This window comes from Pseudomonas spartinae (genome assembly GCF_965197125.1).
GTDB classification, from domain to species: domain Bacteria; phylum Pseudomonadota; class Gammaproteobacteria; order Pseudomonadales; family Pseudomonadaceae; genus Aquipseudomonas; species Aquipseudomonas composti_A.
This window is the reverse complement of sequence record NZ_CBDAMB010000008.1, coordinates 155,822-170,033: the sequence shown is the minus strand read 5'-3', so window position 1 is coordinate 170,033 and position 14,212 is coordinate 155,822. Positions and strand designations below refer to the sequence as shown.

The following is a 14,212-nucleotide window of genomic DNA, read 5'->3' as shown; positions in this document are numbered from 1 at the left end:
AGGGCGGGCTTTTAGCGCTGCCCGTCAGAGCTTGCCGTCGACGGCCATCTGTATGTAGCTCGGGTCGAAACGCAGCTTGATGTTGGCGCTGTCGCCGGTAGTCACGTCGTCGGCGAAGGTCATGCCGATGGCGTCGGCGATGCGCGCGCCTTCACCAAGGATGCCGTGTTCGAAGCTGAAGTTGGCAACCTTGGTCATGGTCTCCGGCAGGGCCGGGCTGGTGACGAAGTCCAGGGTTTCCTGCGGCGTGTAGAACAGCTTGGTGGTCGCCAGCTGGGCCTGGAAACCGGCCAGGTCGGTGCCGGAGGCCTTGGCCATGTCGGTCAGGGCTTCGGTGGCTTCCGGCGTGCCGGACTGCATCAGTTCGAGAATCTCGAACCAGGCGCCGACCAGGGCCTTGCCGAAGTCCGGGTTGTCCTTCAGGGTCTGGGTGTTGACCACCATCATGTCGAGGATCTCGCCGGGAATCTTCGACGAGTCGAACACTTCGGTGCTGCCGGGCTGGGCTTTGATCTCGGCGAGCATCGGGTTCCAGGTGGCGGCAGCCTGCACGCTCGGGGTGGAGTAGGCGGCGATGATGTCGGCATCGGAGGTGTTCACCACCGTCACGTCGCGCTCGCTCAGGCCAGCGGTTTCCAGAGCGCGGGCGAGGAAGTAGTGGGAAACCGACAGCTCCACCAGGTTCACCTGCATGCCCTTGATATCGGCCAGGGTCTTGCCTTCACCCTTGATCAGCAGGCCATCGTTGCCGTTGGAGTAGTCGCCGACGATCAGCGCGGTGCTGTCTACGCCACCGGCGGCGGGGATGGTCAGGGCGTCCATGTTGGTCATGGTGCAGCCGTCGAACTGGCCGACGCTGTACTGGTTGATCGACTCGACGTAGTCGTTGAGCTGCACCACATCGATGTTGATGCCGTACTTCTTCGCCCATTTGTCGATGATGCCGGAGGTGCTGACATGGCCCCAAGGCATCCAGCCAGCGTAGAGCGTCCAGCAGACGCTGAAGTTGTCTTTCTTCTCGGCGTGAGCGCTGAAGCTGAGCACCGCGGCCAGACCGGCAGCGGCGAAGGAGAGCAGACGGTACTTGCGCATTTGGAACCTCCAGTCTTGATGAGTACGGGCAGGAGTCGCGGCACGTTTCGATGCGTTCGAAAGGCGCGTTCTCCCGGGCTTTTATCCCGCCGTGTAACCTCACTGGAGGTCGATGACTCTCGGACCAGTCACCCGCTTGCGCGGATCGGAACCCTAGTCATCCATTTCGCAAATTGTGGTGCCGCGATTCCGGGAAACCCCGGTGAAAACCTGCACACTCAGGCTTTAGCGAATAGCGTGCCAGCTCGCCCAGGCCCGTGATTTGGCGCTCTGCCGGCGCAGCTGGCAGATTGCGTGCTGCCTGATGGGGCTGGCGCGGTGCGATTTGCACCGTTGCGGGGCGATTTGTTGCTGGCAGTGCCGGTTGCTGTCGCCATGGTGATGGCATGGAAATCGCTATCGACTCCTGTGCAGGGGCGAGCAGGCGATCGCCCTCGGGACGACCCGGCCCGCTGCTCGTCTGGACGACCAGGTAACTCACTTGTTCAAGGGAGATTGCCATGGCGCATACCCATTTCACCTCCATCCCTCTGGTCGACGTTGCCGGCCTGTACGCCGACGACCTGGCTCAGCGCCAGCGCGTTGCCGATGAGCTGGGCCGCGCTGCCCGCGAGGTCGGCTTCCTGCAGATCAGCGGGCACGGTATTGCCCGCGAGCTGCGCGCCGGGCTGATCGACCAGGCACGCAGTTTCTTCGCCCGTCCGCTGGAGGAGAAGATGCGTTTTTATATCGGCCAGTCGAGCAACCACAGCGGCTACGTGCCGGAAGGCGAGGAGCAGTTCGCCGGCGGTAGCCAGGATCTGAAGGAAGCCTACGACGTCAATTACGACTACACCGAGGCGGCCCAGGTCTACCCGCTGCTGGGGCCGACGCAGTGGCCGGACTCGGCGGATTTCAAGCGCGCGGTCAGCGCCTACTACCGCGCCGCGCTGGCGCTGGGCGACACGCTGTTCCGCGGTTTCGCCCTGGCCCTGGGGCTGGCCGAGGACAGCTTCGCTGGCATCACCCGGCATCCCACCAGCCAGTTGCGCATGATCCATTACCCGCTCGACCCCGACCCGGTGGCTGATCGCCCGGGCATCGGCGCGCACACCGACTATGAGTGCTTCACCATCCTGCTACCGACTGCCGAAGGATTGCAGGTGCTCAACGGCGACGGGCAGTGGATCGATGTTCCGCTAGTCGAGGACGCCTTCGTGATCAATATCGGCGACATGCTCGAGGTGCTCAGCAACGGCCATTTCGTCGCCACCTCGCATCGCGTGCGCAAGGTCAGCGAGGAGCGTTTCGCCTTCCCATTGTTCTGCGCCTGTGACTACCCGACGCGTATCGCCCCGATTGCCGGTCTGCCGCCGCGTAGTGAGCGGGTGTACACGCCGGTGAGTTGCGGCGACCACCTGTTCGCGCAGACGGCGCAGACCTTTCGCTACCTGCGCCAGCGCCTGGAGGATGGTTCGCTGCAGTTGCCCGATGGCACGGCAGGCCTGTCCAGCTTCGGCGCAGCCAGCCGGGAGGTGACGGCATGAACCTGCTGCAACTGGCAGCACGTTACCCACAGCGTGCCGAGGGTGGTGTGCCGGACTGGATGCTTGGGCACTTTCGCCGCCGAACCATCAGCTTCGCCGATGGCCGCAGCGACGAGCGCACTCAGGTGCACTGGCTGCAGAGCCGCAGCTTCACCATCGACCTGCGCCTGCCGGACGCACCGGCGCTGCCGCCGCGTGCCTGGCACGACTACGACGCCGCCGAGCTGCGCGTGCTGGCCAATCACGAAGGCTGGCTGGCCGACAGCGTCTGGGAGAATGGCTACCTGAGCTGGCGCGGTGGTGTGTCTCTGCAGCTGCACAACCGCTGGCCGGAGCCGGCGCAGTTGCAGCGCATCGGCAACTGCATGATCGAGTTCGGCACCACGGGCGCCTATATCGAGGACTGGCGTCTGCAGGCCAGCAGCGGACCATTGATCGGCCTGCGTCTGCTGGAGGAATGCGACGCGCAAAGCGGCCAGGTGCTGCATTGCGGCGGCGGCCTGATTCTCTGTGGCGAACAGCTCGGCTGGGTGCAGGGGCGGGCGGTCGAGCCGAGTGAATCAGCCTTGCAACTGCGCGAGCAGGCGCAGCGTGCGCGCGGCGATGGTGCTGCCCTGGCGGCATTGTTCGGTTGCGAGACCTCGCTGGCCTACGCCGATCAGCAGGGGCGTTATCAGGTGACGCTGTCCACGCTGCCTGCGCGGGTAGGGCAGGGCGTTTCCCTGGACGGCTTCGAGATGCTGGAGGCGGGGCACGTGCGTCAGCACCTGCAGCGTGCCGACGGGCGTGAGGTGGTGCGTACTTTCATCATCGATACGCTGGAGCCGAATTGGCGGGCAGAGCTCGCCACGCCGTGCAACGACCAGGCGCAACGCTGGTTCGCTGCGGAGGGCGAAACGCTGTCGCGGTATCTCGAGGTGTTGAGTTAGCCAGATGCTGACCGCCTGATTCACCGCTGAAAAGCTCGCCGCTGAAGCGCCTCCCACGGGGCGGGGTCCGCCACGATTCGTGGGAGGGGCTTTCGGCTCGGGCATCCTGCTTCGCTCTACCTCCTGCATCCATGCAGTCGTAGCCGCGAGGCTGTGGCTGCAGAAGTGATGCGCCGAAATACGCTACATCTCTGGTCCGTAGCCCGGATGCAATCCGGGGACAATGTGCCGGTTATTCCCCCGGATTTCATCCGGGCTACGGTGTTGAGTTGATCGGCAACGTCTTCGGGGCGGACGATCAGCGTGCGGCAATACGCTCGGCCACTTCGCTGGGCAATTGCGCCTGCGCGCGGCGTGCGGCGTTGAGCGGAATGTCGTAGGTGATCCGCGCGCCATAGGCGTTGGGCGCCTGCGGATCAATGCGTACCTTGTCGAATACCAGCAGGCGGGTGCCAAGGCTGAAACCTTCGGACAGGTCATGGGTGACCATGAACACCGTCAGGCGGGTTTCCTGCCACAGCTCCAGCAGCAGCGCGTGCATGTCCTTGCGGATGCCGGGGTCGAGGGCGCCGAAGGGCTCGTCGAGCAGCAGCATGCGCGGTTGCATCACCAGCGCCTGGGCGATGGCCAGGCGTTGCTGCATGCCGCCGGAAAGTGCGCTGGGGTATTTGTTCAGGGCATGGCCGAGGCCGACCTTGCTGAGGATTTCGGCAGCGCGCTCGCGCGCTTCGCGCTTGGCCGCGCCGAACAGCCGGCCCAGCAGCTTGGATTTCGGCAGCTCCAGGCCCAGGGCGACGTTGTCCAGCACGCTCAGGTGGGGGAACACCGAGTAGCGCTGAAACACCACGCCACGGCTCGGGTCGGGCTCGTTGGGCAGCACTTGGCCGCTCAGCAGCAGCTCGCCACGGCTCGGGCGTTCCTGGCCGAGCAGCATGCGCAGGAAGGTGGATTTGCCGCAGCCGGAGGCGCCGACCAGGGTGCAGAACTCACCTTCGTTGACCTTGAGGTTGAGGCCTTCGAGCACGACCAGATCGCCGTATTCCTGCCACAGGTTGCGCGCCTCGATAAAGGCGGCATTCGAGGTGCCGCGTGCGGCGGCGCTTGAGTCAGTCATGGCAGGTTCACTCAGCGGGACGACGTGTTGGCTGAACAGGGTCATGCCTTGCCTCCTTCATGCCAGGGGAAGCACAGGCGTAGCACCTGGCGCAGGCCCAGATCCATCAGCCAGGCCAGCAGGGTGATCCACAGGACGTAGGGCAGGATCACGTCCATGGCCATGTAACGACGTACCAGAAAGATTCGGTAACCGAGGCCGTCGGTCGAGGCGATGGCCTCGGCGGCGATCAGGAACAGCCAGGCCGAGCCAAGCATCAGGCGCAGCGAGATCAGCAGGCGCGGCATCAGTTGCGGCAGCACCAGGCGCAGGATCAGCGTCCAGGAATTGGCGCCCAGGGTCTGCGCTTTGATCAGCAGTTCGCCGGGAATCTCGCGCGCGCGTTGCTCGATGTCGCGGGCGATGCAGGGGGTGATGCCGATGACGATTAGCATGACCTTGGACAGCTCGCCGAGGCCGAAGACGATGAACAGGATCGGCAGGATGGCCAGCGGCGGAATCATCGACAGCACCGTGAGCAGCGGTGACAAGGGCGCGCCGAACAGCGGCACGCTGCCGGCGGCGATACCCAGCACCAGGCCCAACAGCGCGGCGATGCCGATGCCGAGGGCCAGGCGCTGCAGGCTGGAAGCGGTGTCCTGCCAGAACAGGTACTGGCCGCTGCGTTTGTCTTCGCTGAAGGCCAGGCGGTCGATGGCATCGACCATCTGACTGGCGCTGGGCAGCAGCTTGTCATTGGGGTTCTCGGCCAGGCGGCTGGTCGAGGCGCTGAAGTAGACGAACAGCAGCAGCGCGAAGGGCAGCAGGATCAGCAGCAGGCGGCCGCTGCGATCCGGGTGGCGGTTGATCAGGCGCATGGGGAGTCCTCGTCGGGCCTTGGGCGGATGCGTGCGCGGCTAGCGTGCGAAGAGGGCGCAAGAGGCCAGGCGCACGGGCGTCTGGCCGTTCTGGTAGGCGGCTGGCTGCCGCTGTTGCGAGTGGGGCGTACCCATGGTGAACCTCCAGTTTGACAGGGGCGGACAGGAGTTCGCGGCGGTTCCCCACGGATGGGGCGCGTTCTCCCGGGCTTTTGTCCCGCCGTGTAACCTCGCTGGAGGTCGCTAGCTCTCGGACCAGTCGCTCGCGCGTGGCGAGCCGGAACCCTAGCCGGCTATTGGCAAATTGTGGTGCCGCGATCCCGGTGAGCCGGGGTGTTCCTGCACCAGAGATTCTTAGCGAACATCGTGCCATGCGCCGCAAGGTGCAGCGCTTGGCGCTGCGCTGCGGTTCGTCGCTGGCGCCGTGCGCCGTGCTGGTGCGTGGTGTGGGTGGCGTGCTGCCTGCTGGGGCGCTACAGGGCGCCGTCGGCGGCCAGCTGCATGTAGGCGTGGTTGAAGCGCAGCAGGATGCGCTGCGGGCTGCCAATGGTCTTTTCACCGCTGAACTCGATACCCAGGTTGGTCAGGCCCTGGCCACGCTTGCCCAGCAGGCCATGAGCATCGGCAAAGTGGGCGACGCGTCGCATCGTGTCCGGCAGCTTGCCGGTGCGGGCGAAGTTGAGGGCCGAGCGTGGCGAATAGAACGAGCGCAGGGTGACCAGCTGTTCCTCGAAGTCCTCGGGGCTGGTGTCCGCAGCGGCGGCCATGCGGGCTCGGGCTGCGCGCCCGGCAGCTGTCGGCAGGCCAAGCAGGCGCTGGGTCTCGAACCAGGCACCGGTCAGCGCCCGGCCGAACTCGGGGTGCTGGGCCAGGGTCTGGCTGTTGACCACGGTGAGGTCGAGTATCTCGCCGGGGATGCGGTTGGAGTTGAACACCATGCTGACCTGCGCCTTGCGCTGGATTTGCGAGAGGATCGGGTTCCAGGTGATCACCGCATCGCCCTGGCCGGAGAGAAAGGCGTCGGCGATCTCGGTGTCGGAGACATGCTGGATGGTCACGTCGCTTTCCTCCAGCAGTGCCCATTCCAGTGCGCGGCTGAGCAGGTAATGGGACACCGAGTTCTCTACCAGCAGCACGGTCTTGCCCTTGAGGTCGCGGATGCTTTTGCCGTTGCCGCGCAGCAGCAAACCGTCGGCTCCATTGGAGAAGTCGCCGATGATCAGCGCGGTGCTGTCCGTGCCGGCAGCGGCGGGGATGGTCAGGGCGTCCATGTTGGTGATGGTGCAGGCGTCGAACTGACCCGCGCTGTAGCGCTCGATGGAAGCGACGTAATCCGGCACTTCCTGCACCTGAATGTCAATTCCATACTTGTCTGCCCACTTCTTCACGATGCCTTGCTCGGCGGCGTAGCCCCAGGGCATCCAGCCGGCGAATATCGACCAGCACAACTTGAAGGTTTTGGGGGCGGCCTGGGCTGTCGGAGCGCCGAGCAGGCAGGCGCAGAGCAGGACGGTGAGCAGGGAGCGAATGGACATGGATACCTCGGGTTATGGACGAAAGCTGGAAAGCCGGCAGCCGTGCTGCGCGTTCTCCCGGGCTTTTGTCCCGCCGTGTAACCCCGCGACTTCCGGCCGCTGCATGAGGTCGCCGACTCTCGGACCAGCCACTCGCCCTACGGCGAGCCGGAACCCTAGTCGGCCATTGCGATTCGCTAACACTGACGATCCTGGGCGTGGATCGGCTTTCCGCTGCGCTCAGTAAGCGAATGCCATGCCAGCGACATGGCAATGGTCCTGTGCTCTCGTGGTTTTGCGCCGTCGGTCACAGCCGACGAAGTGAATCGCACCTGTTGTGGGCGGCGCTGTCTGATGAGTCAGGGATCACCATCCCGGAGGCCGACATCGGTCGGCGTCGTCCCAGCGGTCACAGGAGGCCGCCATGCCCTACAAGATGCTGTTGTCCGCGCTGTTCTTGCTGCTTTCCGGTTGTGCCGTCTATGGCGATGGCTACGACCGTAGTTATCACAACGGTCATGGCTATCGTTATTACGACGGTTACCGGCGTGATTACTACTCGCCGCCCGTCTACGTGACGCCGCGCTACTACTATGAGGATCGCCGGCATAGCTATTACTCCGCCCCTCCGCGCTACGTGCCGGCGCCGCCGCCGCGTTACCACTACGGACACGAGCAGCGCTATCGCGAAGGCTACAAACGTGATGCCCAGCCGCGGCACGACTATCGCCGAGACCAGCGCCGTCAGGAGTATCGCGGCGGGCAGGTTCAGCGCGGCTGGGAAACCGGCCGCAGCACGCAGCAGCGCTTTTCCAGCGGGCGCAGTCATGACCAGCCGCGGCGCAGCAACGAGCGCCGCTGGTAAGCCTCGGCTCAATCCGCCGCGTGTTCAGCACGCGGCGTTTGTTCATCTACCCGACGAATCGCCTCGACCATGGCTTGCGCCGCTGGCGACAGGCTGTGGCCGGCGCGGCTGACCAGGCCATAGGCCGAGTGCTGGTGCAGCCCCTCCGCCTGCATGGGTAGCAGGCACAGCTGGCCGCTGCGAACTTCTTCGGCAATCACATCCCAGGGCGCCATGCTCAGTACGTCGCTGCCCGCGACCAGGCGCTTGAGCACCAGAAAATTGTCGCACTCCACGCTCAGCGGCTGCAGACGGCCGCTGGCACTGCTCAGGCTGCGCTCGACCACGTGCGGCAACTGCGTGCCGGCCAGGGGGAAGTCGAGCAGGTCGCCGAGTCTCAGCTCGCGCCGTTGCAGCAGGGGGTGCGCCGGACGGCAGAACAGCACGCCGTGATGCACCCGTAGCGGCTCGATGTGCAGTTGCGCATCGCCTTGCAGTTCGCGGATGTCGGCGACGAACAGCTCGATGGTCGACTCCAGCAGCGCGTCGCGCAGCTCCAGCCAGTTGCCGATGTTCAGTTTCACCTGCACGCGCGGATAGCGCTGCAGCAACTGACCGAGCGCCTGCGGTACCAGCCTGGCGGCGGGGTAGGGGCCAGCGCCCAGGCGCAGCTCACCGGCCTGCAGGTTGCCCAGCTGATTGACCGCATTGCTCAATGCCAGGCTGCCGGCCAGCAGGCGCCGGGCATGCTCCAGCACCAGCCGGCCATGGGCGGTGAGGGTGACGCCACGGTTGTGGCGATCCACCAGGGTGCAGCCGAGCTGGCTCTCCAGGGCCTGGATGCTGCGGCTCAGGGCGGGTTGGCTGAGGTGCACGGCGGCAGCGGCACGGGCGAAGTGCTGGTGCTCGGCGAGCGCGACGAAGTGGCGAAGCTGGCGTAGATCGTTCATGTGCGTTGTGCATCAACTTGCTTATTCGAATGCATTGGAATTATCGAACAGGCTTTGCCAACCTGCCAGCACTCCAACAACAAGACGTCCATCGCCATGAGCACATTCTTTCGCTTGAGCGGCCTGCTGCTGGCCGCCTCCCTGCCCTTGAGCGCCTATGCCGAGCTGCCGGCCGAGCGCATCGAACCGAGCATCAATGCCGAGCTGGCGGCCCACACCAAGGTCTTCGCCCAGCAGATCTACCGCGTCGCCGACAACGTCTATTCCGCCGTGGGCTGGCAGCTTGGCAACGTGGTGATGATCGAGGCGCCGGAGGGGCTGATCATCGTCGACACCGGCGAGTCGGTCAGCGAGTCGCGCAAGATCATGGCCGAGTTTCGCAAGATCACCGACAAGCCGGTGAAGGCGGTGGTCTACACCCACTTCCATCCGGACCATATCAATGGCGTGCAGGCGTTCGTCACGCGCGAGCAGGTCGAGTCCGGCGACGTGCAGATCTACGCCCATGACACCCTGCTGGCCAACGTCGTGGCCCAGGGCGCGCTGGTCGGGCCGATTCTCGGTGTGCGCTCGGCCTACAGTTTCGGTTCCTTCCTCGAGGCGCAGGACGAGCAGGACATGAACGGCGGTATCGGCCCGCGGGTCACCCCGGAGCCTTCCACCTTCATCGCCCCGACGGTGACCTTCGCGGACAGGCTCGACACCACCATCGCCGGGCTCGACGTGCAGTTCCTGCATGTCCCCAGCGAGGCGCCGGACGAGATCGTGCTCTACCTGCCGGCCAATCGCGTGCTGATCAGCGCCGAGGTCGATCAGGGGCCGACGCTGCCGAATATCCACACCTTGCGTGGCACCAAGTTCCGCGATCCGGTGCAGTGGGTCGACAGCCTGGACAAGCTGCGCGCCTACCGGGCCGACTACATGGTGCCGCTGCATGGTCGCCCGGTCAGCGGTCAGGACGCGGTGGAGGAAGTGCTGCGCATGACCCGCGACGGCATCGCCTACATCCATGACCAGACCGTGCGCTGGATGAACAAGGGGCTGACGCCGGACGAGCTGGTGGAGAAGGTCAAGCTGCCGCCGCACCTGGCGGGCTACACGCCCTACCTGCGCGAGTACTACGGCACGGTGAAGCACAGCGTGCGGCAGATCTACAACGGCTACCTGGGCTGGTTCCAGGGTGACCCGGTGGACCTCGACCCGACGCCGCCACGGCAGAAGGCCGAGCGCCTGATCGCCATGATGGGCGGGCGCGAGAAGCTGCTGCTGGAGGCCGGCAACGCCTACCTCAAGGGGGATTACCAGTGGGCCGCCGAGCTGGCCGGCTATGCCATCCGGGTCGATCACGACGACCAGCTGGCGCGCGACATCAAGGCGCGCTGCTTCCGCAAGCTGGGCTACGCCAGCATGAACATCAACTGGCGCAACTGGTACCTGATGAGCGCCATGGAGCTGGAGGGCAAGCTCGACGGTGACGAGATCAGCCAGCGCTCGATCGAGATGCGCAAGGTCTTCCTCTCGCCGGACATGGTGCGCAGCTTCACCCCGCAGAGCTTCCTGCAGAACTGGGTGACCCGTATCGATCCAGACAAGGCCGGTGATGTCGAGCTGACCCTGGGTTTCAACTTCCCCGATGTGGACGAACAGTGGGCGCTGGAGGTCCGGCGCGGTGTCGCGCAACTGCACAAGGGCATTCCCGAGGGTACGGGTTTGCGCCTGAGCATGGACAAGCGCTTCATGGAAACCCTGCTGACTGGCGAAGGTGGCCTGGTCAAGGGTGCGCTGCTCGGTGATGTGCAGGTCGATGGCAACCTGCTGGAGATTCGTCGCTTCCTCAGCTGCTTCGACTTCAGCGACGAAGCATTTGGCCTGACCTTGCGCTAGGACTTGCGCCAGTCGAAAGAGGGGCGGCCTCTTGCGGATCAGCCCGGCACACTTCGGGCTCATCCACTCGGAGGCTCATGATGAACCTGCTGTCTTTCGCCAAGGGCGCCCTGGCCATGTTCTGGCTGGTGGCGCTGCTCAATCTGTTCTATCCCTTCGCCACGCCGCTTGGCGGCTGGGTCAACTGGGCGGCGCTGCTGGTGCTGCTGGCACATGTCGGCGAGCTGTTGCTGTTTCGCACGCGCCTGCAGGGGTTGCCGGGGCAATGGTGGCAGCGCCTGCAGGTGCTGTTGTTCGGCATGTTGCATCTGCAGCACCTGCGCTGAGCGCTGATGCCAAAGGTGACGACCCTGCCGGGGTTGCCGCGTGGCGTAGCCGGCTTGCCGGCACGCAGCGCTGTTGCCCAGCGTTATTCCACGAACAGCTGCTGCACCACCGAGAAGTCCTGTTTGCCCTTGCCCTGCTTGAGCAGCAGGCGGTAGAGCTGCAGCGCCAGGGCGCCCATCGGTGCGCTGTTGCCTTTGTGGCTGGCGGTTTCCTGGGCCAGGCCGAGGTCCTTGGCCATCAGCTCGGCCATGAACCCGCCGCTGTAACCTTTCGAGGCCGGTGCGCTCTCCATCACCCCGGGCCAGGGGTTGTACTTCTCCAGCGTCCAGTTGCCGCCGGAGCTCTGCCGCATGATCTCGGCCAGCACGGCCGGATCCAGGCCATTGGCCACGCCCATGGCCATGGCTTCGGCAGTGGCGATCATCTGCACAGCGAGTACCTGGTTGTTGCACACCTTGGCCACCTGGCCGGCGCCATCCGGGCCGGCGTGGAAGATGTTCTTGCCCATGGCCGCGAGCAGCGGTCGGGCCTGTTCCAGAGTCTGCGCCTCACCGCCGACCATGAAGGTCAGGGTGCCGGCCGCTGCGCCGCCAGTACCGCCGGATACCGGTGCATCCAGCAGGGCGACGCCGCGCTCGCGAGCGGCGGCGTGCACCGTGCGCGCGGACTCCGGGGCGATGGTGGAACACTCGATCACCAGGGTGCCGGCCGCCAATCGACTGAGCAAACCATCTTCGCCCAGATAAAGGCTCTCCACGTGGCGACTGGCTGGCAGCATGCTGATCACTACCTGCGCCTGATCGATGGCGTCGGTGGCACTGCATGCCGCCAGAGCCCCCTCGCTGGCCAGGGTATCGACAGCGCTGCGTACCAGGTCGAACACTTTCAGCGGATAACCCGCCTTGAGCAGGTTGCGGGCCATGGGCAGGCCCATGTGGCCAAGGCCAATGAAGGCGATCTGGGTCATGTCGGTTCTCCTTTTCTTGTTTTGGCAGCGTGGGCCATTGCCCGGTTTTGAACGGTTCCTACAGATCCGTAGCCCGGATGAAATCCGGGGGCGTGCAACCCATTTCCCGGATTGCATCCGGGCTACGGCCAGTATTACTGCCCGGTTTTGAACATCTCGTTGAGTTCGGCGAAGGAGGCGGCGTTCCTGGCGAAGCCGGCATCGCCCTGCTGCAGCACGCGTGCGGCCTGCAGAAAGCCGCCGAAGGCTGCGCGTGCCAGGCTGGAGCCGACGCTGACGCGGCGCACGCCCAGCTCATTGAGATCATCGAATGTCAGTGCGCAGGACGACAGCCCCAGCAGCACGTTGACCGGCCTGGGCGCCACGGCCCGCACCACGGCATCGATCTGCGCGCGGGTGCTCAGGCCGGGGGCGTAGAGCACATCGGCGCCGGCCTCGGCATAGGCTTCCAGGCGGCGCAGGGTGTCGGCCAGGTCTTCGCGCCCGTGCAGGAAGTTTTCCGCGCGGGCACAGAGGGTGAAGGGAAAGGGTAGGCTGCGCGCGGCCGCCGCCGAGGCGCGGATGCGTTCTACGGCCAGCTCCAGCGGGTAGATGGGCGCCTGCGGATTACCACTGGCATCCTCGATGGAGCCGCCGACCAGTCCGCAGGCCGCGGCCTGCAGCAGGGTGTCGGCGCAGCCTTGTGGCTCGTCGGCGAAGCCGTTTTCCAGATCGGCGGCCACGGGCAAGGACGTGGCTTCGACGATGGTGCGGGCGTTGACCAGAGTCTCCTCACGGCTGATCAGGCCTTCGCCGTCGGCACGCCCGAGGCTGAAGGCCAGGCCGGCGCTGGTGCTGGCCAGGGCTTCGAAGCCCAGCGTGGCAAGGATTTTCGCCGAGCCGGCATCCCAGGGGTTGGGCAGCACCAGCAGTTGCTCGCGCCGGTGCAGGGCCTGGAAGGTCAGGGCTTTTTGCAGTTGTGTATCGGCCATGCCAGCTCTCCTTGGTAAGTGTCGTGCCTGTAGCTCCTCGGGTTGCGGCTAAAGCCCCTCCCACAAAAGCCCTGCTACAGAGCCCGGAAGCATCACAAATCCGCCAGCGGATGCTCGCCGTCCCAGGCCGGGGCGAAATGCGCGTCGATCACGGCCTGTGGAATCGCCGCCACGTCGGGCCAATGCCAATGCGGCGTCTGGTCCTTGTCGATCAGGCGGGCGCGCACGCCTTCGGGAAATTCCGGGTGGCGGCAGCAGTTCAGGCTCATGGCGTATTCCATGCGGAACACTTCGGCCAGCGACAGATGGCGCGCACGGCGGATCTGTTCCCAGACCAGATGGGTGGTCAGTGGGCAGCCGTGGGCCAGGGTCTTGGCGGCGCGGGCAAGCAGGGTGTCTTGGTCGTGCTGCAAGGCGCAGAGGTTGGTCACGGCAGCCGGCAGGTCGGCGACGTCGAGCAGCTCGTCGATGCGTTCGCGGCGTGGCAGCCACTGCGCGCCCGGCAGTTCGGCGCGGGCCTCGCTTTCCAGCGCACGTAGCAGGCTGTGCAACTGGGCATCGGGCTGCTCGCGCCAGTTCAGTTGCACCAGACCGTCGAGCAGCGCGCCTTGCTGGTCGTCACGCAGGAAGCGATCGGCCAGGTTCAGGTCCAGCGCATCACGGGCGTTGATGCTGGCGGCGGTGAGCCCGAGGAACAGGCCCAGGCGACCCGGCAGGCGGGCGAGGAACCAGCTGCCGCCGACATCCGGGTACAGGCCGATATTGATCTCCGGCATGCCCAAGCGGCTGCTCGGGGTGACGATGCGGATGCCGGCGCCCTGCATCAGGCCCATGCCGCCGCCCAGCACATGGCCGTGCGCCCAGCAGATGAAGGGTTTGGGGTAGGTATGGATGCGATGGTCGAGGCGGTATTCGTCGGCGAAGAAGCGGCTAGCCAGGGGCGGCACCTCGCCGGGGTGTTCGCGACACTGGTGCACCAGCTGGACCACGTCGCCGCCGGCGCAGAAGGCCTTGGGGCCGTTACCGCGCAGCATCACGCAGGCGATGGTCGGATCTTCGGCCCAGGCTTTCAGGCGCTCGTCGAGTGCCTCGATCATCGGCAGCGACAGGGCGTTGAGGCTTTTCTCGGCGTCCAGGCTGGCGATGCCGATGCGGTAGCCGTGCAGGCTTTGGCGTTCTTCGAATTGCAGGTTCATGAGGTTTTCCCGCGTAGGGTGGATGGCGCTTTATCCATCCA

The 14,212-nt window shown here is 65.5% G+C and carries 13 protein-coding genes and 3 riboswitches; of the genes, 5 read left to right on the top strand and 8 right to left on the bottom strand.

Annotated elements, in window-relative coordinates; all coding sequences use genetic code 11:
- Positions 1-24 precede the first annotated feature (24 nt).
- Positions 25-1,092 (bottom strand): putative urea ABC transporter substrate-binding protein, encoded by a 1,068-nt coding sequence (locus tag ACN8M7_RS18030; protein ID WP_490261667.1) that lies wholly within the window; start codon positions 1,090-1,092, stop codon positions 25-27.
- Positions 1,093-1,160: 68 nt separating this feature from the next.
- Positions 1,161-1,260, bottom strand: a riboswitch (guanidine-I (ykkC/yxkD leader).
- A gap of 332 nt (positions 1,261-1,592) precedes the next feature.
- On the opposite strand from ACN8M7_RS18030, the gene ACN8M7_RS18025 reads away from it, so the two are divergent.
- Together ACN8M7_RS18025 and ACN8M7_RS18020 are read left to right on the top strand one after the other, a co-directional pair.
- On the top strand, positions 1,593-2,618 hold the full coding sequence (locus tag ACN8M7_RS18025) for an isopenicillin N synthase family dioxygenase (RefSeq protein ID WP_490261666.1): 1,026 nt from the start codon (positions 1,593-1,595) through the stop codon (positions 2,616-2,618).
- Positions 2,615-3,547, top strand: coding sequence for a hypothetical protein (locus tag ACN8M7_RS18020; RefSeq protein WP_490261665.1), 933 nt, complete (start codon positions 2,615-2,617; stop codon positions 3,545-3,547). The genes ACN8M7_RS18025 and ACN8M7_RS18020 overlap by 4 nt, the downstream gene beginning before the upstream one ends.
- 298 nt (positions 3,548-3,845) lie before the next feature.
- On the opposite strand, the gene ACN8M7_RS18015 is transcribed toward ACN8M7_RS18020, so the two are convergent.
- From ACN8M7_RS18015 to ACN8M7_RS18005, 3 genes are all read right to left on the bottom strand, one after another.
- The gene (locus ACN8M7_RS18015; RefSeq protein ID WP_490261738.1) at positions 3,846-4,661 is read right to left on the bottom strand and encodes an ABC transporter ATP-binding protein; all 816 of its coding nucleotides are present in this window, start codon (positions 4,659-4,661) and stop codon (positions 3,846-3,848) included.
- Positions 4,662-4,702: 41 nt separating this feature from the next.
- Complete coding sequence (locus ACN8M7_RS18010) at positions 4,703-5,518, bottom strand: ABC transporter permease (protein WP_061242866.1); 816 nt, start codon at positions 5,516-5,518, stop codon at positions 4,703-4,705.
- A 199-nt stretch (positions 5,519-5,717) separates the two neighbouring features.
- Positions 5,718-5,818, bottom strand: a riboswitch (guanidine-I (ykkC/yxkD leader).
- 173 nt (positions 5,819-5,991) lie between these two features.
- Positions 5,992-7,053, bottom strand: coding sequence for a putative urea ABC transporter substrate-binding protein (locus ACN8M7_RS18005; RefSeq protein WP_490261664.1), 1,062 nt, complete (start codon positions 7,051-7,053; stop codon positions 5,992-5,994).
- 52 nt (positions 7,054-7,105) lie between these two features.
- A riboswitch (guanidine-I (ykkC/yxkD leader) is annotated at positions 7,106-7,223 on the bottom strand.
- A gap of 233 nt (positions 7,224-7,456) precedes the next feature.
- On the opposite strand from ACN8M7_RS18005, the gene ACN8M7_RS18000 reads away from it, so the two are divergent.
- Positions 7,457-7,897, top strand: a complete 441-nt coding sequence (locus ACN8M7_RS18000; RefSeq protein ID WP_490261663.1) for a hypothetical protein — start codon at positions 7,457-7,459, stop codon at positions 7,895-7,897.
- 8 nt (positions 7,898-7,905) lie between these two features.
- Here the strand turns inward: ACN8M7_RS18000 and ACN8M7_RS17995 are convergent, their stop codons facing one another.
- On the bottom strand, positions 7,906-8,826 hold the full coding sequence (locus ACN8M7_RS17995) for a LysR family transcriptional regulator (RefSeq protein ID WP_490261662.1): 921 nt from the start codon (positions 8,824-8,826) through the stop codon (positions 7,906-7,908).
- Positions 8,827-8,922: 96 nt separating this feature from the next.
- On the opposite strand from ACN8M7_RS17995, the gene ACN8M7_RS17990 reads away from it, so the two are divergent.
- Positions 8,923-10,710, top strand: a complete 1,788-nt coding sequence (locus tag ACN8M7_RS17990) for an alkyl/aryl-sulfatase (RefSeq protein ID WP_490261661.1) — start codon at positions 8,923-8,925, stop codon at positions 10,708-10,710.
- 77 nt (positions 10,711-10,787) lie between these two features.
- The gene (locus tag ACN8M7_RS17985) at positions 10,788-11,036 is read left to right on the top strand and encodes a DUF1145 domain-containing protein (RefSeq protein ID WP_231740211.1); all 249 of its coding nucleotides are present in this window, start codon (positions 10,788-10,790) and stop codon (positions 11,034-11,036) included.
- 83 nt (positions 11,037-11,119) lie between these two features.
- Here ACN8M7_RS17985 and mmsB read toward each other — a convergent pair whose 3' ends face one another.
- The 3 genes from mmsB to dspII form a co-directional block, all read right to left on the bottom strand.
- Positions 11,120-12,004 (bottom strand): 3-hydroxyisobutyrate dehydrogenase, encoded by an 885-nt coding sequence (mmsB, locus tag ACN8M7_RS17980; RefSeq protein WP_061242875.1) that lies wholly within the window; start codon positions 12,002-12,004, stop codon positions 11,120-11,122.
- 134 nt (positions 12,005-12,138) lie between these two features.
- On the bottom strand, positions 12,139-12,975 hold the full coding sequence (locus tag ACN8M7_RS17975; protein ID WP_490261660.1) for an isocitrate lyase/PEP mutase family protein: 837 nt from the start codon (positions 12,973-12,975) through the stop codon (positions 12,139-12,141).
- 92 nt (positions 12,976-13,067) lie between these two features.
- Complete coding sequence (gene dspII / locus ACN8M7_RS17970; RefSeq protein ID WP_490261659.1) at positions 13,068-14,171, bottom strand: enoyl-CoA hydratase/isomerase DspII; 1,104 nt, start codon at positions 14,169-14,171, stop codon at positions 13,068-13,070.
- Positions 14,172-14,212: the final 41 nt, after the last annotated feature.